This window comes from Fimbriimonadaceae bacterium (assembly GCA_019638795.1).
Classification (GTDB): Bacteria; Armatimonadota; Fimbriimonadia; order Fimbriimonadales; family Fimbriimonadaceae; genus JAHBTB01.
In genome coordinates this window covers 43,465-65,449 of the sequence record JAHBTB010000001.1, presented here as the reverse complement: position 1 = coordinate 65,449, position 21,985 = coordinate 43,465, and the positions used below count along the sequence as shown (strand labels likewise).

Annotated in this window: 21 protein-coding genes; 13 read left to right on the top strand and 8 right to left on the bottom strand. The window is 65.2% G+C overall.

What is annotated here, in order from left to right; all coding sequences use genetic code 11:
• The first annotated feature begins 3 nt into the window (after positions 1 to 3).
• The 5 genes from KF857_00340 to KF857_00320 are packed head-to-tail and all read left to right on the top strand — an operon-like array spanning position 4 to position 4,540.
• Positions 4 to 768 carry a DUF881 domain-containing protein gene (locus KF857_00340; protein MBX3110428.1) on the top strand — a complete coding sequence of 255 codons (765 nt, stop codon included), beginning with the start codon at positions 4 to 6 and terminating at the stop codon, positions 766 to 768.
• Complete coding sequence (locus KF857_00335) at positions 765 to 1,178, top strand: small basic family protein (protein ID MBX3110427.1); 414 nt, start codon at positions 765 to 767, stop codon at positions 1,176 to 1,178. Before KF857_00340 ends, KF857_00335 begins: the two co-directional genes overlap by 4 nt.
• Entirely contained in the window at positions 1,175 to 2,401 is a 1,227-nt protein-coding gene (gene ftsA / locus KF857_00330; GenBank protein ID MBX3110426.1) for a cell division protein FtsA, read from the top strand. Before KF857_00335 ends, ftsA begins: the two co-directional genes overlap by 4 nt.
• 45 nt (positions 2,402 to 2,446) lie before the next feature.
• The gene (gene ftsZ / locus KF857_00325; protein ID MBX3110425.1) at positions 2,447 to 3,664 is read left to right on the top strand and encodes a cell division protein FtsZ; all 1,218 of its coding nucleotides are present in this window, start codon (positions 2,447 to 2,449) and stop codon (positions 3,662 to 3,664) included.
• A 45-nt stretch (positions 3,665 to 3,709) separates the two neighbouring features.
• On the top strand, positions 3,710 to 4,540 hold the full coding sequence (locus KF857_00320) for a hypothetical protein (protein MBX3110424.1): 831 nt from the start codon (positions 3,710 to 3,712) through the stop codon (positions 4,538 to 4,540).
• Here KF857_00320 and KF857_00315 read toward each other — a convergent pair.
• The 4 genes from KF857_00315 to KF857_00300 form a co-directional block, all read right to left on the bottom strand.
• Positions 4,537 to 6,612, bottom strand: a complete 2,076-nt coding sequence (locus KF857_00315) for a diguanylate cyclase (GenBank protein MBX3110423.1) — start codon at positions 6,610 to 6,612, stop codon at positions 4,537 to 4,539. The two genes, KF857_00320 and KF857_00315, sit on opposite strands and share 4 nt — an antisense overlap.
• A gap of 155 nt (positions 6,613 to 6,767) precedes the next feature.
• Positions 6,768 to 8,018, bottom strand: coding sequence for an alpha-L-fucosidase (locus KF857_00310; GenBank protein ID MBX3110422.1), 1,251 nt, complete (start codon positions 8,016 to 8,018; stop codon positions 6,768 to 6,770).
• The gene (locus tag KF857_00305) at positions 8,018 to 9,394 is read right to left on the bottom strand and encodes an MHS family MFS transporter (GenBank protein ID MBX3110421.1); all 1,377 of its coding nucleotides are present in this window, start codon (positions 9,392 to 9,394) and stop codon (positions 8,018 to 8,020) included. Before KF857_00305 ends, KF857_00310 begins: the two co-directional genes overlap by 1 nt.
• 68 nt (positions 9,395 to 9,462) lie before the next feature.
• Positions 9,463 to 11,385 (bottom strand): beta galactosidase jelly roll domain-containing protein, encoded by a 1,923-nt coding sequence (locus KF857_00300; GenBank protein ID MBX3110420.1) that lies wholly within the window; start codon positions 11,383 to 11,385, stop codon positions 9,463 to 9,465.
• Between the two features lie 77 nt (positions 11,386 to 11,462).
• Here KF857_00300 and KF857_00295 point away from each other — a divergent pair, with 77 nt between their 5' ends.
• A complete protein-coding gene (locus KF857_00295) occupies positions 11,463 to 11,837 on the top strand; it encodes a hypothetical protein (protein ID MBX3110419.1) in 375 nt (124 codons plus the stop codon).
• Position 11,838: 1 nt separating this feature from the next.
• Positions 11,839 to 13,167 carry a Na+/H+ antiporter NhaA gene (gene nhaA, locus KF857_00290; GenBank protein MBX3110418.1) on the top strand — a complete coding sequence of 443 codons (1,329 nt, stop codon included), beginning with the start codon at positions 11,839 to 11,841 and terminating at the stop codon, positions 13,165 to 13,167.
• Here nhaA and KF857_00285 read toward each other — a convergent pair.
• Together KF857_00285 and KF857_00280 are read right to left on the bottom strand one after the other, a co-directional pair.
• Positions 13,164 to 14,261 carry a Nif3-like dinuclear metal center hexameric protein gene (locus KF857_00285; GenBank protein MBX3110417.1) on the bottom strand — a complete coding sequence of 366 codons (1,098 nt, stop codon included), beginning with the start codon at positions 14,259 to 14,261 and terminating at the stop codon, positions 13,164 to 13,166. The two genes, nhaA and KF857_00285, sit on opposite strands and share 4 nt — an antisense overlap.
• Before the next feature lie 44 nt (positions 14,262 to 14,305).
• Complete coding sequence (locus KF857_00280) at positions 14,306 to 14,503, bottom strand: hypothetical protein (GenBank protein MBX3110416.1); 198 nt, start codon at positions 14,501 to 14,503, stop codon at positions 14,306 to 14,308.
• Positions 14,504 to 14,658: 155 nt separating this feature from the next.
• On the opposite strand from KF857_00280, the gene KF857_00275 reads away from it, so the two are divergent.
• Entirely contained in the window at positions 14,659 to 15,660 is a 1,002-nt protein-coding gene (locus KF857_00275) for a DUF1385 domain-containing protein (protein MBX3110415.1), read from the top strand.
• Positions 15,661 to 15,664: 4 nt separating this feature from the next.
• Here the strand turns inward: KF857_00275 and KF857_00270 are convergent, their stop codons facing one another.
• Together KF857_00270 and KF857_00265 are read right to left on the bottom strand one after the other, a co-directional pair.
• Positions 15,665 to 16,192: a redoxin family protein gene (locus KF857_00270; protein ID MBX3110414.1), complete on the bottom strand. Its 528-nt coding sequence runs from the start codon at positions 16,190 to 16,192 to the stop codon at positions 15,665 to 15,667.
• A gap of 59 nt (positions 16,193 to 16,251) precedes the next feature.
• Positions 16,252 to 16,614 (bottom strand): sulfite exporter TauE/SafE family protein, encoded by a 363-nt coding sequence (locus KF857_00265; protein MBX3110413.1) that lies wholly within the window; start codon positions 16,612 to 16,614, stop codon positions 16,252 to 16,254.
• An 83-nt stretch (positions 16,615 to 16,697) separates the two neighbouring features.
• Here KF857_00265 and KF857_00260 point away from each other — a divergent pair, with 83 nt between their 5' ends.
• From KF857_00260 to KF857_00240, 5 genes are all read left to right on the top strand, one after another.
• Positions 16,698 to 18,134 (top strand): sugar ABC transporter ATP-binding protein, encoded by a 1,437-nt coding sequence (locus KF857_00260; GenBank protein ID MBX3110412.1) that lies wholly within the window; start codon positions 16,698 to 16,700, stop codon positions 18,132 to 18,134.
• On the top strand, positions 18,131 to 19,129 hold the full coding sequence (locus KF857_00255; protein MBX3110411.1) for an ABC transporter permease: 999 nt from the start codon (positions 18,131 to 18,133) through the stop codon (positions 19,127 to 19,129). The genes KF857_00260 and KF857_00255 overlap by 4 nt, the downstream gene beginning before the upstream one ends.
• A 41-nt stretch (positions 19,130 to 19,170) precedes the next feature.
• Positions 19,171 to 20,166 carry a substrate-binding domain-containing protein gene (locus KF857_00250; GenBank protein ID MBX3110410.1) on the top strand — a complete coding sequence of 332 codons (996 nt, stop codon included), beginning with the start codon at positions 19,171 to 19,173 and terminating at the stop codon, positions 20,164 to 20,166.
• Positions 20,167 to 20,251: 85 nt separating this feature from the next.
• Complete coding sequence (locus KF857_00245) at positions 20,252 to 20,917, top strand: type II secretion system protein (GenBank protein MBX3110409.1); 666 nt, start codon at positions 20,252 to 20,254, stop codon at positions 20,915 to 20,917.
• A gap of 41 nt (positions 20,918 to 20,958) precedes the next feature.
• The gene (locus KF857_00240) at positions 20,959 to 21,981 is read left to right on the top strand and encodes an acyltransferase (GenBank protein ID MBX3110408.1); all 1,023 of its coding nucleotides are present in this window, start codon (positions 20,959 to 20,961) and stop codon (positions 21,979 to 21,981) included.
• Positions 21,982 to 21,985 lie beyond the last annotated feature (4 nt).

Below are 21,985 nucleotides of genomic sequence, written 5' to 3'. Positions count from 1 at the left end.
GCGATGTTGAACCCGTTCCATATCCGCAAGCCACCGAACAACTGGGTCGTCCCGGTCAGCGTCCTCATGCTGGTCGTGGGATTCTTGTTTTCGACGGCTTGGTCGGTGACGGACCGAAGCGCCCGCATCCAAGAGCAGTTGGGGCGCCTTTTCGCTCCCGGTGAGCTCCCTGCCGTGGTCACCGACCAAGAGCTTGGGCGCAAGCTAGCGGAGCAGAAGAGCGAGATCACCAAGTTGCGGGGCGACCTCTCGGCCCTCCAGAGCAAACTTGCCGAAGGCAGCTCCGCGAGCAAAGAGATCAACAAGACTCTCAAGGAGACCAGCCTGTTCGCCGGCCTGACCGAGGTCGAGGGCCCGGGGATCACGATCACGTTGACGGACTCGAAGAAGCAGGACCAACTACCAAGCAGCGAGGCGGGCACGATCCATGACAACGACATCATCAAGGTCGTCAACGAGCTTTATGCCGCCGGCGCCGAGGCCGTCGCCGTCGACAACCGACGCCTAGCAGCGACCAGCAGTGTCCGGTGCGTCGGGCCGACCGTCCTCGTCGACGGCGAGCGGATCGCCAGCCCGATCACGATCAAGGCGATCGGCAACCCCAAGGACCTCTACGGCGGGGTGAACATCCCACGGGGGGTCTTGGACGAGATCCGACTGGTCGACCCCAACATGGTCAAGGTCGACATTGTCGAGAAGCAACATTTGCCCGCGTGGTCGGGGGCGACGACGCGCAAGTACGCCAAGGAGCCGCCGCCGAAGACATGATCCTCGTCCCGATCGTCGCGCTGGTCATCGGCATCGTCCTGGGGTTTGTCATCAACACCCCGGTCAAGGGCGACGTCGCCCTTTACTTGGGCGTGGCGGTTTTGGCGGGGCTTGACTCGGTGTGCGGAGGAAGCCGTAGCGGCCTGGAAGGGAAGTTCCACACCGACGTCTTCATCACCGGCTTCATTTTTAACATCCTCATCGCCGTCTTCCTGGTCTGGCTAGGGACGCGGATCAACGTCAACCTGTACCTGGTCGCCGCCCTCGTGTTCGGCACCCGGATCTTCAACAACCTCAGCCTCCTGAGGCGCATGGCCCTGACCAAGTGGCAAGACGGCCGTCAGCGCAAGCAGATTGAGGCCGAGGTCGCCGCCCAACAGGCGCAGCAGGCGCCTCAAACACCGCTATGAACAACCCGCGCGTCTTCGCCGTCGATCTCGGCACGACAAAGGTCGCCGCCTTGTCTGCGACCCTGAACGACCAGGGCCACGTCAAGGTCGAGGCGGTCGCCTCGGTCCCCTGCAAAGGCGTGGTCAAGGGGCTGGTGAAGGACAAAGAGGCCGTCGCCTTGGCCATCGACCGGGCGGTGGGCCGGGTCGAGAGCGAGGTGCGCAGCCGGGCCGAAAACGTCTTTGTGACCATTGGCGGGGTGCACGTGACCAGCCAATTGACCCGGGCCTACGTGCCGATCGTGCCGACCGGCCGCGTCGTCCGCCGCCAAGACGTCCACCAAGTCATCGGCAACAGCCGTCAGGTCATGGTGGCCGAAGGGCGTGAGGTCCTGATGTCCACCCCCGCCGAGTTCCTCGTCGACGGGCACCGCGTCCCGGGCCAACCCGTCGGCCACAATGCCGCCCGGTTGGAGGTCGCCACCCACCTGGTGACGGTGGACCGCACCGAGGCCTTGGCGGTCAAGGAAGTCGTCGCCGCCGGTGGCCGCCACGTCGAAGAGATCGTCCCCGAGTCCCTTGCGGCCGGTTTAGGCGTGGTCAGCCAGGACGCCTGCGAGGCCGGGGTCGTCGTCGTCGACATCGGCGGGTCGGTGACGAACATCGCCGTGTTTGACAACGGGGCATGTGTCCATCTGGCCACGATCCCCGTCGGGTCCTGGCACGTCAGCAACGACATCGCCGCCTTGCTCCGCGTCTCGTTCGACGAGGCCGAGCGGATCAAACTCGCCCATGGCAGTGCGATCGGCGACCATGTCGCCCCCGACGACGTCGTTCAGGTCGTCCAGGAAGACGGCAGCTCTCGACCGATGCAGCGGCACGTGTTGGCCGAGATTGTCGAGAGCCGCATGAAGGAGACCGTCCAATTGGCGTTGGCGACCGTGGGTGACGCGGGAATGACCACGTTCCCCCGCGCCGGGGTCGTCTTGTGCGGCGGCGGCAGCCTTCTGCCGGGTACCGAGGTCCTGTTCACCAGGGCCTTGGACGGCAAAAAGGTGCGGACGAGCCATCCGCGCGTGGCGGGCGGCCACACGCGGGACGTCGGGGTGCCGCAAATGTCCACCGTGGTCGGGGTCGCCAAGCACGCCTTGGCCGGGCACGACGACGAGTTTGTCCCCGTTTCCGCCCAGTCCGGGTGGCAGGAGACCGTCCGTAGTCTAAAATCACTCTTCGGGGCGCGTTAGCTCCCCGCCAGTCCGCTTCGTTGAGTTGGTAACCAGAGGGTCAAAGTGAGCAGTAGCAGCGCAATCATCAAAGTCGTCGGAGTCGGGGGAGGCGGATGCAACGCCGTCAACCGCATGGTCGAGTCGAACATCCAGGGAGTCGAGTTCATCGCGATGAACACCGACGTCCAGGTGTTGGACCGCTCGTTGGCGGGCAAGAAGATCCAACTGGGCACCACCCTGGCCCGCGGCCTTGGCGCCGGTGGCAACCCCGAGGTCGGCAAGGCGGCGGCCGAGGAAAGTAAGAACGAGGTGCGCAAGGTGCTTGAGGGGGCCGACATGGTCTTCATCACCGCCGGTATGGGCGGGGGGACGGGCACGGGCGCCGCTCCCGTCGTCGCCGACCTGGCCCGCGAGATCGGCGCGCTGACGGTCGCCATCGTCACCAAGCCGTTTGGCTTTGAGGGCCCGCGCCGCGGTCGCCTGGCCGAGAACGGGGTGACCTCCCTAGTCGGCCGCGTCGACACGATGATCACGATCCCGAACGACCGATTGTTGGACGTGGTGGAGCGCAAAACGACGTTCCTTGACGCCTTTGGTGTCGCCGACGACGTGCTCCGTCAGGGCGTCCAAGGCATCAGCGACATCATCACCGTCCCTGGCCAGATCAACGTCGACTTCGCCGACGTGAAGGCGGTCATGACCGACGCCGGCCCGGCCCTGATGGGGATCGGCTACGGCATCGGCGACCAGCGCGCCCTCCAGGCCGCCCAGCAGGCGACGAGCAGCCCGCTGCTCGAGCAGTCCATCCATGGGGCCCGGGGCCTCCTCGTCAACATCACGAGCAGCGAAGACCTCACTCTCAGCGAGGTGAGCGAGGCAATGGCCTACATCCACTCGCTGTGCGACTCCGAGGACGCCAACATCTTCTTCGGCACCGTGGTCGACCCGAGCCTGAGCAACGAAGTCCGCTTCACCGTCTTGGCGACCGGGTTCACGAGCCCGGCCTATTCGGCCACTCCCGCGGCCCGGCACTCCATCAGTGCGACGCCGACCGCGGTGGTCGGCGAGCCGCCGGCGCCCAGCCTGCAAGACGTGCAACCGTTCACCCCGAACGCGGGCCAGACCGAGGCGCGCCTAGGGGCCAGCCGCACGACGATCAAGGACATTTGGGACAAGGCCAGCACCGCCCAGCGCGAGGCCAGCCAGCCCGATGAGATCTTCGACGAGTCGGAGATCGACATCCCCGCCTTCTTGCGCGAGCACCGCAAGAAGAAGGACTGACCCTGCCCGCCCCTGGCCCTGAGGCCAGGGGCGTTTTTGTGTCTCATGGCCGCCACCCGTCCCCTCACCATCGCCAGCCTGGCTCTTTTCGGCATGAGGCCCGACCGGGACACGGGCACCTACTACCGCCTCCTCCTGAACCAGTTGCGCGGCCAGACCGACCTGCCGATGGTCGTCTACACCAACGAACCGTGGGGCTTTGTCGACGGAATTGAGTTGGTCACCGTCGCCGACCATGTGGAGATGGCCCGCAAGTACTGGGCGGCGGAAGATTGGCAGGAACAATACGCGGTCCGTCTGAGGTGGCATCCCAAGAACGAGGGGCTTTCCCAATTCTCGATGCCTCACCTTCCGATGGTGTATTTGGCCAAGTGCGCGGCGATGACCGGTGCGGCAAAGGCCTATGGGGACGTGCTCTGGTTGGACGCGGGCCTGCTCTTCAGCGTCGTCTACGACCATCGGGTGCCCGAAGATTGGCAGGGCTACGACCGTGACAAGCTGGACAAGGAGCTTCTGGCGTGGCTGCGCGTCCGCCAGGAGGAAAGGAAGCCGGTGTTTGCCACGGTCCCGCGGAAGTGGCGCCCGAACAAGAACCACCGCCCCACGTTTCACGGCCTCAGCTTCAATGACATGTCCCGGCTGGCCCAGGCCACCGGGGCACGGGCCGACTCGGCGTACGTCGTGGCCGGGGCGGCCCTGATGTTGCCCGAGACCGCGGCGACGATCGACGCGGAGTTCCCCGCGGTATGGCAGTCGATGCTGGCGCAGGGCCGCGCAGGGACGGAAGAGACCGTATTGTCGGTCCTCCGGTGGCGACATGGCTGGCTGGGCGTCTCCGTCGAAGAGTGGGTCCGCCGGATGGTCCCCGACCCCTAGGCGGCCAGCTCACGCCGCCGCAAAAGGACGAAGAGGGACGCCAAGTCGGGGTCGAACTGGGTGCCCGCGTTCATGGCGATCTCGTCGAGGGCGGCCTCGACCGGCATCCCCCGCCGGTAGGGACGGTCGCTTGTCATGGCGTCGTAGGTGTCGGCCACGGCCAAGATCCGGGCGATCAGAGGCACATCTTCTCCCGCCAGGCCGTCGGGGTAGCCCTTGCCGTCGTACCGTTCGTGATGGTGCCGGATGCCGGGAAGCGTCTCATGGAGGGTCGCGATCTGGGAGACGATCTTCTCACCCAGTTCGGGATGCATCTTGACGAGGTCGAACTCTTCGTCGGTCAGGCGCCCTTCCTTGTGAAGGACATGGTCGGGGACGCCGATTTTGCCCACGTCATGTAGCGTCCCGGTGGTGAAGACGAGCTCGACGAACCCGTCGTCGTACCCGGCGGCACGGGCGAGGTCACGGGCATACTCGGCGACTCGTTGGCTGTGTCCCCGGGTGTATTGGTCCTTGGCGTCGACCGCTTCGGCGAGGGCCCGCACGGCGGCGTAGCTGCCTCCCTGGAGGAAGCTCTTGAGGTCGTCGGGCGAAGCGGAGGTCACGTCACCGGCATAGACGCGGCATCGGTTCTTGCCCGCGAGCTTGGCCTGTTGCACGGCCAGGTTCGCCGCCAAGACCAGGAGATCGGGACGCGCGGTCGAGGACGTGTGGGGGGCGACACCGGCGCTGGCCGTCACCCCGGTGCGGACAAAGATCTCCTCCAGTACCTGGGAGACCCGCTCGAGGGTCTCGTCTGCGGTGACGTCGGGGCACAGGACGGCGAACTCGTTGCCGCCGAAGCGTGCCGCGCACCCGGTCGCGCCGGCCCACTGGCGGAGGATGTCGGCGACGGTCACCAAAGCGACGTCGCCCTCCTCGCGACCACGGTCCACGTTGAACTCCTCGAAGTTGTCGAGGTCGATCAGGACAAGGCTCATCTGTCTGCCGGCGGCCTGGGCGGCGAAGACTTCGCTGGCGAGGCGGTCGCGGAACGTGTTGTGGTTGAGCAGTCTGGTCAACGGGTCGACCTGCATCATCTGCAGGAGGGACTCTTGGCTGTCCCGTAGCGACACGACCGTCTCGTCGAACACAGTTTGGAGGAGGCCGATCTCGTCGCGTCGCTTAGTCGGAGTGGGGTCGGGCCATCGCCCGGCTTGGAGTTCCCTGGCCGAGGCGACGAGGTCCTCAAGCGGTCTGGTCAGTCGGTCGGCCAAGGTGTAGCCCATCAACAAAGCGGCCATGACCGAACCGCCAAAGACGAGGGCCAGGACACGCTGGATCGCGTGGAACGCCCCGTCGACCTTGGACGTGTCGTAGAGGCTGATGAAGGAAAGAGGCACACCACCCCATTCGTCGGGGAGGACGCGGGCAGAGACCGCGTAGGTCTGACCGTCCACATTGACTTCGGGACGCTGGGCATCGAAGGGGCCCGCGAGGTCCATGGGGACCGACGAACCCAGCACCCGGCCCTTGGTCACGAAGGCGATGTCGGTGCGGGCGGAGTCGGCGATCTCCTTGGCGAAGCCGTCGTCAACGGGGGTGGCGATGGTCAATGCCCCCACATTGGACCCGTCCAGGGCCACCGGGACAGTCGAGGCCATCGCCAGACGGCCGTCAATGGCCAGGTTGCCCTGAAGCGGTCTTCCCGTCCGGGCGGCGAGGGCCGACTGGTCGGGCGACCAATGGCCGACGTCCCTCCCTTCCGGGCCCATGCCCCCAAGGTAGTTCCCGTCGCTGTCGGTGAGGACAAGCCAACCTGACCCGACCATGTAACGGTAGCGTTTGGTCACCTCTTCGACCGAGGCGACGTCCTTGGTCAAGACGGCGGCGGAGAGGACTGGTAGGCCAGCAAGCATCCGGGCGTCGGCCAGGTGCTTCTCCTGCCGGTGCTTGACCAGAGAGGCCAGGGCCGCGTTGGCCCGTTCTGAACTGGCCGCCGTGGAGCGGCCGACCTCCTGGCGCGCGATCGCACCGACCGAAGCCAGCAGGACACCTGACATGACGGTCACCGCGACGGTCGCGGCAAACATCAACTTGGTCCTCAGCGAAGACCGGTTGCGAGAATTGGTCCGTCCGCTATGCCAAGCCCACGCTGGTTGAGTACTACCCACGGTCCCTCCCTCATGTCTTTATCGGTCAATTTGCCGACCGTCCTTCTCCATGGGAGGTGACATTCAGGGGGTGGTCAGTCTCGACCGGGGCCCTGGTAGACGCTGAAGGGTTCCTTGAACGTGATCTTCACCACCGTGACCTCGGGATCGAGCCCGCGTTCTGGCAGTGCGACCTCATAGGCTCCCGGGACGGGGTTCCAGTCGCTGTGGCCGAATCTTTTCCAAGTCAAGGGCGTCCCGTCAAGCAAGGTCGCCGACACGATGTCGCCCTTGACGCCCCGCAGACCGACGTGGCCCTTGGGGTCGCCGATGACGAAGAGGTACAGGGTTTTCCCGTCTTGGCTCCTCGTCGACGGGCCGTAGAAGCAGTTGGTGGGGACGCCAGCACGGGTGCCATAGACCGCCTCGGCATGCCGGCCCACCCAGTCGCCCACAAAGAGGAGCGCGGCGCGCGACTCGGGCGGGACGGTGCCGTCCTCGCGGGGCCCGATGTCGAAGAGGAGGTTGCCTCCCATACCGATGGTCTCAAGGAGCATCCGCAAGACGTATTGCGGCGACTTCCAGTTCTTGTCACTGAATCTCCACCCCCAATTGTCGTTGTGGGTCACGCAGAACTCCCACGGGCCGTCGGGAGGAACGAGGGGCATTCCTTGTTCGGGGGTGGCGTAGTCGCCGTGTCCTTGCATGCGGGAGTTGATGACGGCCGTCGGTTGCCAGGCGTGAAGTTGGTCGCGCAGCTCGGCCATCCGCCAGGTCTCGGCGTCCCTCTCCCAGTCGCCGTCGAACCACAGAAGGTCGACCGGCCCGAACTGGGTGCAAAGTTCGCGGAGTTGGGCGCGGTGGAAGGTCAAGAACCGCTCCCATCCGGCCTCGTCCGTCGGGCCCTGGCGGAAGGCAAAGCGGTTGGCGGCCGGGTCGTCGGTGCCGATGGAAGCATAGTCGGGATGCGACCAGTCGAGGTGGCTGAAATAGAACCCGACCCGCAGTCCGTGGCGTCGCAGCGCGTCGGCATAGGGCCCGACCAAGTCGCGACCGGCGGTGGTGCTCTTGACGACGCTGAGGTCGCCGGCCTTGGTGTCCCAGAGGGCCACGCCGTCGTGGTGCTTGGTCGTCAGGACGGCGTATCGGGCCCCCGACTCCTTGAACAGGGCGGCCCAGTCTTCCGGGTCGTACTTCGACGCGGTGAAACCGGATGCCTGAGTGAAGTACTCCTCGTAGGTGCTGTGCCCATTGAAGAACTCCCAGCTTTCCAGCGTGCCGTTGACGGCGTAGACGCCCCAATGGATGAAGATCCCAAACTTGGCTTCGGGAAACCAGGACTGCATCACGCGGGGGCTGCCTCCTCGTCCCACATCTTGACGTCGCGTCTCTCCTTGATGAAGACACTGCCGACCACGAACGTGACGGCGGCGATGACGACGGGGTAGGCGAACCCGATGAACGGGTCCTTGGTGGTGTCTTGGATCAGGGTGATCGTGAACGGCACCATGCCGCCGAAGACGCCGTTGCCGATGTGGTAGGGCAACGACATGGACGTGTAGCGGATCCTCGTCGGGAAGAGTTCCACGAGGAACGCCGCGATCGGTCCGTACACCATGGTGACGAGGGTGACAAGCCCGACGACGATCCAAAAGATGAGCGCCAGGTCGGGGTTCTGGGCGGCGGCCTTGGGGGTCGCGGGGTTGTAGTTCGCCGCTGCAGCGATAGCGTGGAACGCGGGGAAGTAGGCAAGGGCGCCGAGGGCGCAACCCGCCATGATGATGGGCTTACGCCCGATGCGGTCGCTCAGCCAGCCAAAGAACACGAAGAGCGGTGTCGCCACCATCAGGGCGGTCGCCACAAGCCAGTTGGCCATCTGCCCGTCGATGTGGACCACGCTCTTGAGGAAGTAGAGGGTCTGGAACTGACTGGTGTACCAGACGACCCCTTGCCCCATCGTCGCGCCAAAGAGGGCGATCAGCACGAGCCGCCGGTTTTCGGGGTTCATAAAGCTGTCTCGCAGCGGGTTGGCGCTCGTCTTGCCCTTGTTCTTGGCATGGGCGAAGAGGGGCGACTCGGCCATCCGCACGCGGATGGCGAGCGAGAAGGCGACGAGGACGCTGCTGAGCCAGAAGGGGACACGCCACGCCCAGTCTTCGAAGGCCGCCTTCCCGTAGTAGTTTTGGCAGGCCATGATGAGGACGAGGGAGACGAACAGACCCAGGGTCGCCGTGGTCTGGATGAAGCTGGTGTAGAAGCCGCGTTTGCCGTCGGGGCAGTGTTCGGCGACATAGGTCGCGGCCCCGCCGTATTCGCCACCCAGGGCAAGGCCCTGGGCCAGGCGAAGGACGATGACGGCCACCGGGGTGATCCAACCCGCCACGGCGAAACTCGGCAGGAACCCGATCAGTACGGTCGACCCCCCCATGACCAGGAGGGTGACAAGGAACGTGTACTTGCGGCCGACGATGTCGCCGATCCTGCCGAAGAACAACGCGCCGAACGGGCGGACGACAAAGCCGATCGCGAAGGTCGCGAGGAGGCTGAGGAGTTGGCCGGCCTCGTTGCCCGAAGGGAAGAACTGCTTGGACAAGATCGAGGCCAGGGCCCCGAAGATGTAGAAGTCGTACCACTCGATCAGGGTGCCGACGGAACTGGCCAGGATGACCGGCCATATGCGCCGCTCGGCGCGGCCTTCCGCCGAGGCCACATCGTTGTCCATGGTCGGGCATTCTACACACTTGGGGGCGGATTGTCACCCGAAATGTGCAGTTACCCGACCCTTCTCCGTCACCACTTGTTCTTCTGGGTCACTCGCCCCCACGAGTCGCTCCGGAAGGGCGACGCGGGCAGGCCGGTGGAGTTGAAGAGGGTCGGCCTGGGAACGTCGCTCCAGCCATAACGGACGGCCACAGGAGCGGGGACGCCAGCGGCGGTGACGACGACCTTGTCCCCCACGACGGACGCCTGGGCCGGGTGCCACTTCTGGTCCGCCCCGGCCAGTTCAAACCCGTCCAGGGTGCCGTGCATGCCCTTGTTCCAAGCGAAGCTGACGGTCGCCTTACCGCCGCCAAATGTGACGGACTTGTAGAGGGGGCCGCTCGGCACGACGAACGTCTTGTGGAAGATTTCCCGCAACGCGAGGTCGGCCAGCCGTTGCCCCACCTCCTTCTTGCGGGGAGGGTGGATGTTGTCGACGTCGGGAGTCAGGTCGGTGGTCACGACCATCCCCGTGGACTTGAGCCTGCCCAAGGTCAAGAACTGGGCTTCGCGTAGGTCGGGCGACGCACCGCCGTAGCCGCTGAACGGGGCGATCTGGACGAAATAGAACGGGAACGCCCCGGACTCGAACCGCGCACGCCAGTCTTCGATCATGGCGGGGAACAGGGTCCGGTATTGGTATCCGCGACCGACGTTGGATTCTCCCTGGTACCAGACCGCACCTCTGATCGTGTAGGGGAGCAGTGGGGCGACCATCCCGTTGTAGAGTTGGCTGTAGCCTCCCGGAGCGCCCGGCAACGGGGTCAGGTCGGACTGCTTGGTGCTCACCTTGCGCTTCCACCCGCTGAACGAGCCCTGCCAACCCTCACCCTTCAGGGCGATGTCGCCCGGGCTGGTGAACCCGCCTTCGCCGCCGGTGTCGTGGGTGCGGACGGCGAGCACGTTTTCACCAGCCTTCAGAAGGCCCGCCGGGACGGCGTATTGGCGCGGCTGGTTGTAGGCGTGGGTCGTGCCGACTTGGCGACCGTTGAGAAAGGTCACGTCGGCGTCGTCGATGGGGCCGAGGGTGAGCGTCGCCGTCTTGCCGGCGGCCGACTCCGGAACAGTCACCACCGCCCGGTACCAGACCAGCCCGTCGAACTGGGCGAGACCGGTGGTCGAAAACATCGTCGGTGATGTCGCCTCCCAATCCGAGTCGTCGAGGCCGGGCTCCTGCCACTTGGTCCAGCCGGGGTCCTTCTGGAGGTTGGATTCGTTGACCTCCTTGACCCGGGCGGCGTACTCCTGCTGGGTCTTGGCGCGTCCGGCCAGCGAAGCGGCGAACTCCGGAAGTTGGCGGAGCTTGTCTGTGCTGGTCCACAGTTCGGCCTCGGTGCCGCCGACGCAGGTCATGATGAGCCCGACGGGAACCTTGAGGGCGCCCTGCAGCTCGCGGCCAAAGAAGTAGCCCGTCGCAGAGAAGTTGGTGACCGTCGTCGGGGTGCAGGCGTCCCAATGCGCGTCGACCTCGGTCTGGGGAGTCGCCGAGTAGCGGTTGGGGACGTGGAAAAGGCGCAGGTCAGGATGGTTCGCGGCATCGACCTCTTTGCGGGCGTCGTCGATCGGAGGCTGCCACCCAAAGGAGCCCACCGGCATCTCCATGTTGGACTGGCCCGAGCAGACCCACACCTCGCCGAGCATGACGTCGCCGTAGACCTTGGATTCTTGGGCGCGGAGAGTGAGCAGATAGGGCCCGCCCGCCTTGCCGGTCTTCAGCTTGACCTTGAACCGGCCCTGGCTGTCGGCGGTCGTCGACGCTGCGGCGCCCCACGAGCCGAAGACGCTGACCTGTCGCCCCGGCGTCGCGCCGGAACCCCAGACGGAGACCTGGGTCTCGCGTTGGAGCACCATGTGGTCGCCAAAGACGCTGGCCAGATGGACGTCGGCCCATGCCGGCGTGGAGGCAAGGGCCAAGCTGGCGGCGACGAGAGAGATTCGCCCGGTTCCGTTCACGTCCCAATTATGCTCGGGCGAGCGTGAGGTCGGTGTGTGGACAACTTGCCAGCACAGAGCAGGCGCGATTTCCTACAATGAAGCTTGGACGCCTCGGTGTCCTGGAGAAAAAGACGATGTCAGAAAACATGGAAGCCCACCGGAGCCTAGACGGTAGCGTAAGCACGGTCGAGACGCCCTATATCAAGATCGTCTTCCAACACGGGCCCTACAACGAGGTCGGCGAGAACGGTTGCCGCATCGAGGACGTCATCGAGTTGCTCCAGCAACGGCTGCTCGACCATCAGGGACGCGGCCTGGCCTGCGAAGAGAACGCGACGGCCCTCTTCCACTTGCAGGAGGCCCACGACGCCCTGCTGATCCGGCGACGACGGCGGGAGCGGCAAGGGGTGATCAACACCAACAAGGCCCACGAGTCGGCCGACACGCTCGTCCCGGGCAAGACTTCATGACGTGAGGGTCCACCGCAGCCCCGTCATCGAGCGGGTCGTCAGGCCGTTCCAGGCCTTTGCCGAGCAACAGGCCGCTGGCGGCGTGGTGCTGGTGGTGGCGACCCTTGTGGCCATGCTCCTGGCCAATTCGGCCTGGGCGGGGCCCTACTTCGACCTGCTCCAAAGCCGTTTCGGCCTCCAGTGGGCTGGGTACACCGAGGGGTACCCAGTCATCACCTGGGTCAACGACGGGCTTATGGCGGTCTTCTTCCTCGCCGTGGGGCTGGAGATCAAGCGTGAGATGGTCGCCGGCGAATTGTCGTCGGTGGGGCGGGCCATGGTCCCCATGGCCGCGGCCCTCGGGGGCATGGCCGTTCCTGCCTTGGTCTACTCTGTGGTCTGCCTGGGCACACCGGAGACCAAGGGATGGGGGGTGCCGATGGCGACCGACATCGCCTTCGCGTTGGGCGTCCTCGCCCTGCTCGGCGACCGGGTGCCGACTGGACTCAAGGTGTTCTTGGCCGCCCTCGCCATCGTCGACGACATTGGGGCGGTCGTGGTCATCGCGCTCTTCTATGCGGGCTCGGTCAAGGCCGCCTACCTCTTTGCGGGTTTGGCGGTCTGGGTGGTCATGGTCGTCGGTGGCCGGCTGGGCGTCCGGTGGCTGGGCTTTTACGGAGTCTTGGGCTTGGTCCTTTGGTGGTTGACCCACCACTCGGGCGTCCATGCGACGGTCGCGGGGGTCCTGACCGCGTTTGCCGTGCCGGCCCGGGCGAGGATCGACGTGCCGGAGTTCTTGGCCAACGCGAGGCAAAGGATCGAAGAGATCAGCGGTTGTCAGTCAGACCTGCTGGACGAGAGCCAAGAGTCCAGCCTCCAAATGCTCGAACGGTCGGCCGAGCGGGTGACGACACCCCTCAACCGCTGGCTCCACCTCGTCCACCCTTGGGTGGTCTTCTTGATCGTCCCCTTGTTCGCCTTGGCCAACGCCGGTCTGCCCGTGGACGCGGCGAGGCTGTCGACGGCACTCGGCCATCACGTCTTTTTGGGGGTCTTTCTGGGGCTCCTCTTGGGCAAGCCGCTCGGGATCTTCGTCGCCACGTGGGTCGCGGTCAAGGCCTTCCGGCTGCCTTTGCCCGGTGGGGTCACCTTCCGCCACGTTTTTGGCGCGTCGCTGCTCGGCGGCATCGGGTTCACGATGTCGTTCTTTGTCGCGGGCCTGGCGTTCCCCGGCACCGAGGCGCTGACCGTGGCGAAACTCTCCGTCCTCGTCACCTCGGTCGTGGCCGGTTTGGCCGGCGCGGGATTCCTCGCCATGGCCGGACGTCGGACGGGGCCGGCCCGGGCCTAGATCGGCCGGCCCGACCAACCTGGTCCAGGCTCAAAGAACTCCACCTCCACCGGCAGCGCGGCCCCAAGCAACTCCGCCATGCGGGCCATGCCGGGGTTTTCTGTCGCGTAGTGCCCGCTGGCGAGGACGGTCATGCCTGCCTCGGACGCCTCGACGGCGGCGTGCTGGGGGACCTCGCCGGTGACAAAGGCGTCGCAACCGGCCTGGACCGCGTCGCGCCAGCAGTCCGCCGCCGCACCGCCGACGACGAGGACCTTGGCAATGGGCCGGTCGTGCCCCTGCCAGAGGTGTGTCCGGGTGCCCAAGCATTGGTCGACATGAGCGGCGAACTGGGCGGCCGACAGGGGGGAGGGAAGGAACCCGACCCTTCCCGCCGGTTGCCCGGGGACGTCGGCGAGAGGCACGAGGTCGTAGGCGGGCTCTTCGTAGGGGTGGGCCGACCGCAATGCGGAGACCACGGCCGCGACCCGTGCCGTCGGGGCCGCCATCTCGACCCGCGATTCGCCCACTGATTCCCGCTCGCCGGGCCTGCCGAGGTAGGGGTCGGCGGCCTCGTCCGGTTCAAAGGTGCCTGTCCCAAGGGTGCTGAAGGCGCAACGCCGGTACAGGCCGATCTGGCCTGCACCGGCGCCGGACATGGCGTCGATGACCGCCCGTTCATGCTCGGGGGGGACAAACGTGACGACTTTTGTCGTGCGCCTTGGCTCGGCGGTCCCGAAGGCGGTGACATCGAGGAGGCCGACCCTTTCGGCCAGCACGTCGTTGATCCCGCCAGGAGCACAGTCCCAGTTGGTGTGGGCGCCGATGAAGGCGATGTCGTGCCTCATGAGGAGTCTCACCGCCTGGGCGACCCGACCCTCACCGGCGAGGTCTCGCAAGGGTTCCCAGATCAGGGGGTGGTGGCAGACGAGCGCCTGGGCCCTGACGTCGACGGCGTGCCGGACCGCCGCCAACGACGAGTCGAGGGAGACGACGACCCTACCCACGCTTGCGGACGGCACCCCGACCTGGAGCCCGGTCCTGTCGAACCCAAATGCAAACTCAGGCGGGGCCAGCCTCTCGACCGCGGCGACGACAGCGGAAACGGGGACCATGCGTGCAGGTTACCGGGCCTCCAAAAACGGTTGAGGCAGGCTTTTCAGCCTGCCTCGCAGAACTCACGGTCCGTATCTCGATGATTGCTCGGTTTTCTTGTATGGACTTTGCAGTGTTCGGCCAGCTTCCTGACCGCTCTTTCCCCGACGGAGTCTAGGGCGATGCCGCTGGTCATGGCCAGGGTCAACAGCGCGAAGGCCTCGTCTTCGGTGAGTTCCAACCGATCCTGTCGGATCTCCATGGTTGTGACTCCTTATTGTTTATGAATGAGCAAGCTGGGCAACATCGCCCGACTCGTCCAATAATATTGACAGATATCGGCAGTCCTGTGTTCCCCTGTAGGGGTCAGGTTTTTTGCCAGATCATCTAGAAGTGGCGGCGGTAGACTCAAAACAGATGTCCCAGGGCGAGTACTTGCAGTTCGGCGGCATGGCCGTCGTCGAAGGGGTCATGATGCGCTCGCCTCACTATTGGTCGGTGGCGTGCCGGGCGCCCAGCGGACAAATCGTCGTCAAGACCGAGCCCCTGACCCAAACCTGGATCGGCCGGCAAAAGTGGCTCAAGAAGCCGTTCTTGCGAGGGTCGCTCGCCATGCTCGACACCATGGCGTTGGGGTCGCGAGCGATGAACTTCGCCTCGAACGTCCAACTGGAGGCCGAGTCCAAGGGGCAAGCCAAGACCAAGACCCTGGACAATGTGACCCTCGCCCTGACCCTGCTCGCCTCGCTCGGGTTCGGGTTTCTCGTTTTCAAGCTCGGGCCGGAGGCGATCGCCCAGTGGTTGCGGCCGGGTGCCAAAGACCAGCAGGGCACCGGGACCAACTATCTGGCCGAGCTGATCAAGATTGTCTTCTTCATCGGTTACCTGATGCTGATCCGCCGACTGCCCGCGATCCTTGAGGTCTTTAAGTACCACGGCGCCGAGCATAAGGCGATCAACGTGGTCGAGGCGAAGGAAGACCTGACGGTCGCGGCGGCCAAGCTCCAGACGCGGCTCCATCCGCGCTGCGGAACGAATTTCGCCATCATCGTCCTGCTTGTCGGACTCCTCCTGTTCCCCCTCATCCCGCGGTTCGGCCAGGCAGACGCGCCGATGGCGCTGGTCGTGCTCATCCGGCTGGGCATCGAGTTGTGTGTCCTGCCCGTCATCGCCGGCATCAGCTACGAGATCATCCGTGCCGCCGGCAAGGCCAAGGACCAGCGTTGGGTGAACGTGCTCCTCAAGCCGGGCTTGATGACCCAGTACATCACCACCGAGGAGCCGGAGGAAAAGCACCTTGAGGTCGCGGTGGCTTCGCTGAAGGCTGTCCTCTTGGCCGAGGAAACCGGCGAGTTGACCAACGTTGCGCTGGACCCCACCTTCGGGGAGTCGGGCGACGCGGCGGCAGCGACCGCGTAGCCTCCTAGAGCCTCGGGATCAAGCAGCCATAGCCGGTGGTCTCGGCGACTTTCGGAGGCCGTCCGGCAATGACGGCGCGGAGGGCGTCGGCAAGGTCGTGGTGCTTTGGCGCGGCCGTCTGGTTGCCGAGCCCGGCATACCGGTCGTCGATGCGGCCCCGGTACGCGAGTTTTCCCCGGGAGTCCAGGACGAACGCTTCCGGCGTGATTTTGGCCCCGAAGGCTTTCGCCAAGGTGTGGCCACGGTCAATCACGAGGCGCGCACCGGCGCCGTATTCCCGGGCGTGCTCCTTGGCCTTGGTTTCAGTCACGTCGGGGTCGACATGGACAAGGAAGAACCCGGTCCCTTGGGGCTCGTACTTCTTTCTGAGCCGCTCGATCTCAGGCTGGTACTGGTTGGCGATGGGGCAATCGACGGTGACGAAGACCACGACCGTCGCGGGCCGTCCCGACAGCCGGTAACTGTGGCCGTTCACGTCGGTGACGTCAGGGTAGGCGGCCAGGCACAGCGCGGCGACGAGGACGTTGACCATCAGTAGGTTCTGACGCGCCGGGGGAGTCTAGGGCCGGGACCCTGGACCGGTCGACCGGCTCACTTGCCCCAGACGAAGTACAGGCCGACGAGGATGACGAAGGTGCCGAACACCCTCTTGACGGTGAGAGGGTCGAGATCCAGCACAAACTTGGCGCCGATCATCGGTCCGAGGACAAGGCCAAGGGCCACGCAGGCCGCGACCGGCCAATCGACCTTCGACTGCTTGGCGTATGCGATGACCCCCAGAATGCCGACCGGGGCGAGGAGGGCGGCCAACGAGGTCCCTTGGGCGGTCTTCTGGTCCAGCTTGTTCATCAGGACGAGGGCGGGGACCACGAGGATCCCCCCACCGATGCCGAACATGCCGCTGAGGATGCCGGCGAGGAAGCCGATGAGGAGGGCGATGACCAGAGAAGCCATGGGTTGATCCTACCGGACCAGCTAAGATAGCCCCTGACGTGGCAAGGCTTGAGGCTCGAGAAGTTTCGAAAAGCTACCCGGGGGTGCTGGCGCTTGACCGGGTGAGCTTGGCCTTTGAGCCGGGCGAGATCCACGGGGTCATCGGGGAAAACGGGGCAGGGAAGAGCACCCTGATGAAGCTCCTTTCGGGGGTGGAACGCCCCACGTCGGGCGAAGTGCTGGTCGAAGGGCGGCCCGTCCAGTGGAACGGCGTCCGAGACTCGTTGGCCAACGGGGTCGCGATGATCCACCAGGAGTTGAACCTGGTCGGCACCCTGACCGTCGCCGAGAACATCGCCCTCGGCCGAGAGCCGGGCTCCTTCGGCGTGATCGACCGACGGCGTGCCCGCGAGACCGCCACACGGTGGTTGGCCGAAGTCCGGGCGGAGATCCAGCCCGACGCCATGGTCGAAGACCTGAGTATCGCGGGCCAGCAACTTGTCGAGATCGCCAAGGCCTTGAGCTACGAGGCAAAGGTGCTGATCATGGACGAGCCGACCGCCGTCCTCAGCGAGCGCGAGACGACCGCCCTGCTGGAACTCATGCGCCGGTTGCGCGACCAGGGCACCACGGTCGTCTTCATCTCCCATATCCTGGAGCAACTGATCGAGGTCTGCGACCGGATCAGCGTGCTCCGCGACGGCCAGTTCGTCGCGACCTCGCCACGAGGCGGGTGTGACGAGGCAAGCCTGGCCAAGATGATGGTGGGCCGCGAGCTGGCCGACTACTATCCGGACAAGAAGCCCCGTTGGACGGACGAGGTGATGCTGGAAGTGCAGGGCCTGCAGGTACCCCACCACGCCACGGACGTCAGCTTTCGGGTCCGGCGAGGCGAGATCGTCGGCTTGGCCGGGCTCGTCGGGGCCGGTCGTACCGAAACGGCCGAGGCGACCGTCGGCCTCCGCAAGGGCACGGGCCGTGTCACCTTTGCGGGCCAGCAAGTCCAATTCAAGAACCCGCGCCAGTCCCTGGCCGCTGGCCTCGCCTATGTGAGCGAGGACCGCAAGGGACTGGGCCTCCACCTCAGCCGGTCGGTCGGAGAAAACGTGACCTTGGCCAACCTGCGGGCGTACGGCAAACTCGTCCTCGACCGGAAGAAAGAAGAGGCCAGTGTCCGGGACTGGATCAAGGACCTGCAGATCAAGGTCGCCGGGCCAGACGTGGAGGTCAGGACCCTTAGCGGGGGCAACCAACAAAAGGTGAGTCTGGCCAAGTGGTTGGACACCAAGCCCCGCCTGCTGGTCCTCGACGAACCGACCCGCGGCGTCGACGTGGGGACGAAGAGCGAGATTTACCACCTGGTGCGACGCTTGGCGGCGGAAGGAATGACGTTTCTGGTCATCAGCAGTGAAATGCCCGAGTTGATCGGCCTGTGTGACCGCGCGGTGGTGATCAGGGACGGTAGGACGGTGGGCGAGCTCACCGGAGCAGACATGACGGAAGAGAAGATGATGATGTTGGTTGCGGGAGTCGAGGCTTGAAGTTCGGCGAGTTCATGCAGAAGTGGGGCGTCTTGATCGCCTTCTTTGCCTTGTTGGGGTTCAACATGGTCACCCAACAGAAGGTCTTTCTCAACCCAGACAACCTGCGCAACCTCTTTTCCCAGAACTGCGAGGTCGGCTTCATATCGATCGGGATGACCTTGCTGATCGTCAGTGGCGGCATCGACCTGAGCGTGGGGAGCCTCATGGCCCTGGCCGGGGGCGTGGGGATCTTGGCCATGAACAAGGTCATCGAGGGGAAAGGGGCCGAAGGGGCTGCCGTCATGGCCGGGGTCCTGGCATCGGTCGCGGTCGGGACGGTGGGAGGGTTGGTCAACGGGCTCCTCGTCACCGTCGGGCGGATCGCGCCTTTTGTCGCGACCTTGGGTGGACTGCTGGCGTTCCGGTCGTTGACCCAAGCCTTATCGGACGGGGGGACGATCAACTCGCTCAGCACCGGCGCGTTTGAGAACATCGCCTCCGCCGGTGTCCCGGTGCCGTTTATCATGGGCACGAACGGCAAGCCGTTGACGGTCCAGTTCATCGTCATCGCTTTTGTCCTTGCCGTGGTGGCGGCGACGTTCCTCCTGGAGCGCACGCCGTACGGGCGACGGGTCGTGGCTGTCGGCGCCAACGAAAAGGCCGCGCTCTATGCCGCCGTCCCGGTCAACCAGGTCAAGATCGTCACCTACTGTCTGGTCGGCCTGTGCGTCGGGCTTGCCGCCGTCATCGGGGCGTCCAAGCTCAACTCCGTCTCTAGTTCATCGTCAGGTTCGTTCTACGAACTCGACGCGATCGCCGCGGTCGTGATCGGCGGCACGAGCCTGGTAGGCGGGCGGGGCCGGGTCTGGGGCACCTTGGTGGGGGTGTTGTTGCTGGGCATGATCACCACGATGCTGGTCGCGTCGGGGGTCAGCATCTATTGGCAAGGCGTCGTCAAAGGGACGATCATCCTGCTCGCCGTGCTCATCCAGCGCGGTCAGAAGAGCGGGTAGGGCGACAATCGTCGGGCCGTTCCGGCTAGAATGGCGTCACCATGAAGGTGAACTTCGCTTGGTTTGCGGCCGCGTCTCTGGCGGTCGCCCTGGCCGGGTGCAACGCGCCCGAAGCCCCGAAGACGGAACCTGGGGCCAAGGCGCCCGACGCCACGGCATCGACAGGGAAGAAGTACAAGATCGGCGTCAGCATCCCCGCGGCCGACCACGGCTGGACCTCCGGCGTCGTTTACTGGGCGAACCAGGCCAAGAAGGACTTGGCCGCCGACGCGGACGTGACGGTCGTGACCGCGAAGGGGCCCGAAGAGCAGGTCAAGCAGTTGGAGACGCTGGCCACACAGGGGATGGACGCCATCGTCTTCCTGGCGACCGAGACCGACCCGGTCACACCGGCGGTGAAGAAGCTGAAGGACCAAGGCATCTTTCTGGTCTCGGTCGACCGCGGCGTCAAGACGCCGGTCGACATCTTCTTGCAGGGAGACAACAAGGAGTTCGGCAAAATCTCCGCCGAGTACATCGTGAAGAAGCTGGGCGGCAAGGGCAAGATCCTGGTGTACCGGGGAATCCCGAGCACGGTCGACACCGACCGGGTCGATGCGGCGAACGCGGTCTTTAAGGCCAACCCCGGCATCGAAGTCCTCGCCGAACTTCCGGGCAAGTGGGACAGGCAGGAAGCTTACAAGGTCACCCAGACCGCCCTCCTCAAGTTCCCGCAGATCGACGCGATCTGGGCGAGTGACGACGACATGGCCCTGGGTATCGAGAAAGCCCTGAAGGAAGCCAACCGCGCGAACATTTGGATGCTCGGTGGGGCCGGAATGAAGGACGTCGTCAAGCGGATCATGGACAAGGACCCTGCGATCCCCGCTGACACCACGTACCCGCCCAAGATGATCTACCAAGGCGTCGATGAGTGCGTCAAGGCCCTCAAAGCCGGCACCAAGCCGGGTGGAGCGGAGCAGAAGGTCACGATCAAGTGCGAGCTCATCACGCCCGAGAACGCTGACCAGTTCTACTATCCCGACTCCCCGTTCTGATCCGACCCGGATCCGTCTGGCCGGCCCGCCGCGAATGCGGCGGGCCGGCTCTGCCTTGGCCTGCTACAATTGGTCTCGGTCGCCCATGCCCCGTCGCCGCGCGTTCACCCTGGTCGAGCTCCTTGTCGTCATCGCCATCGTCGCGGTCCTCGCCGCGATCCTCTTTCCCGTCTTCGCCCAGGCCAAGGCCAGTGCCTTGGCCGTCCAGTGCATGTCCAACGAGCGCAACCTTGGCACCGCGTCCCAGCTCTACCTCTCGGACTACGACGACCACTTTGTCCCGGCGGCGTACGGGAACGAGACGGGGTTCTTCATCTGGCATGACCTGCTCGACCCGTACGTCAAGGACAAACAGGTGTGGGTGTGCCCTGGATCGAGCGTGAAGAAGACGGACACGAACGGGGTCCTGACCACCCACTTCGGCTACAACGCCCACTACACGACTGATATGGCGGTCGACTTCAGTAACGTGAACGACCAGCACACCTTTGCCGCCAGTTCGTTCTTGGAGCCGGCCGACTCGGTGCTGTTCAGCACCTCCAAGTCCAGCGTCGAAGGGAGTTGGTGCGGGGACGACGGCAAGTACGTCCTGCCCCCGTCGATGGACGCCGCCGACTGCTGGGGAAGGCCCGAACCGACCTACGCCGAAGGGGCCACGGTCTATTGGGTGGACGGCCATTCCAAACGTGTCAAACTCGGTCAGTTCTATCTGGGTCAAGACCCGGTCGACCGGTTCTTTGATCGCGACTGACCACGGGCGGCCCAGGTGGAGACTGGCTTCACGGCGAGCACATGCAAGGCGAAGGGTTGAACCTGACGGGGGTGATTGAACCTGGTGCGGTCACGGTTCCTCCCGACCGGCACCACTACCCTCTGTTCAATTACATCCGTCTCTTCCTTGCCTTGGAGGTAGTTTGGTTGCACATTCCGGTCGCCCACCGGGGAAACCAGCTCTTGGTGCTGCCGATCGACCCGGTGCCCGCGTTCATCGCGATCTCGGGGTTCTTGGTCTTCCAATCGCTCCAAAGGACGCGGAAGATCGGCACATTCTGGCGGAACCGCGCCCTGCGCGTGCTCCCCGCGTTCTTTCTCGCGTTGCTGGTGACCGTGGCGCTCCACGGCGTCCCCGCCCTTCGGGACAGCCTCCTGAGCTACGCCTTGATGCACCCGATCATCACGCCGGGGGTCGTCGGTTCGAACTTCGCGATGTGGAGCCTCTCGGTCGAGGAGTGCCTCTACGGCCTGATGGTGCTCCTGAGTGCGGTGGGGGCTTACGGGGTCCGCCACTTCCACCGGGGGTTCTTCTGGGTCGCCTTCTGCGTCATGGCGGTCTATTCGGTGTTGCGTATCCGGCATGCGATGGACGGCGACGCGACCGGATTCGCGGTGGCGTTCAGCTTTGTCGCGGGCACGTTCATGGCCGACAGCCCGTACCTGCCGGTGGTGCGCCGCTACTGGTGGGCGTTCATCGCCACCTCGGTGGGGATCGCCGCCGTCTACGTGAACTTTGCCGAGGTGCAGGTGCGCGGGGCGTTGTTCTCGCTCATGGTCGTCGGCGGGGCCTTCGGGGTGCTGGGGCTCGGCACCCTCGAAGTCAAAATCCCCCGCCTCAGGGACGACCTCTCGTACGGTCTTTATGTCCTCCATCTCCCCATGTTGGCCCTGTGCGACAAGATGGGCCTTCGGGGCTGGAACTACATTGTCGTCGGATTTGCCCTGAGCCTGGGGGCGGCGGCCCTCAGCTGGTTCCTGCTTGAAAAGCCGATGCTCGCCCTGAAGGCCCGGCCCGCCCCTCCGGTGCCAGTCCAGGCATAATCAG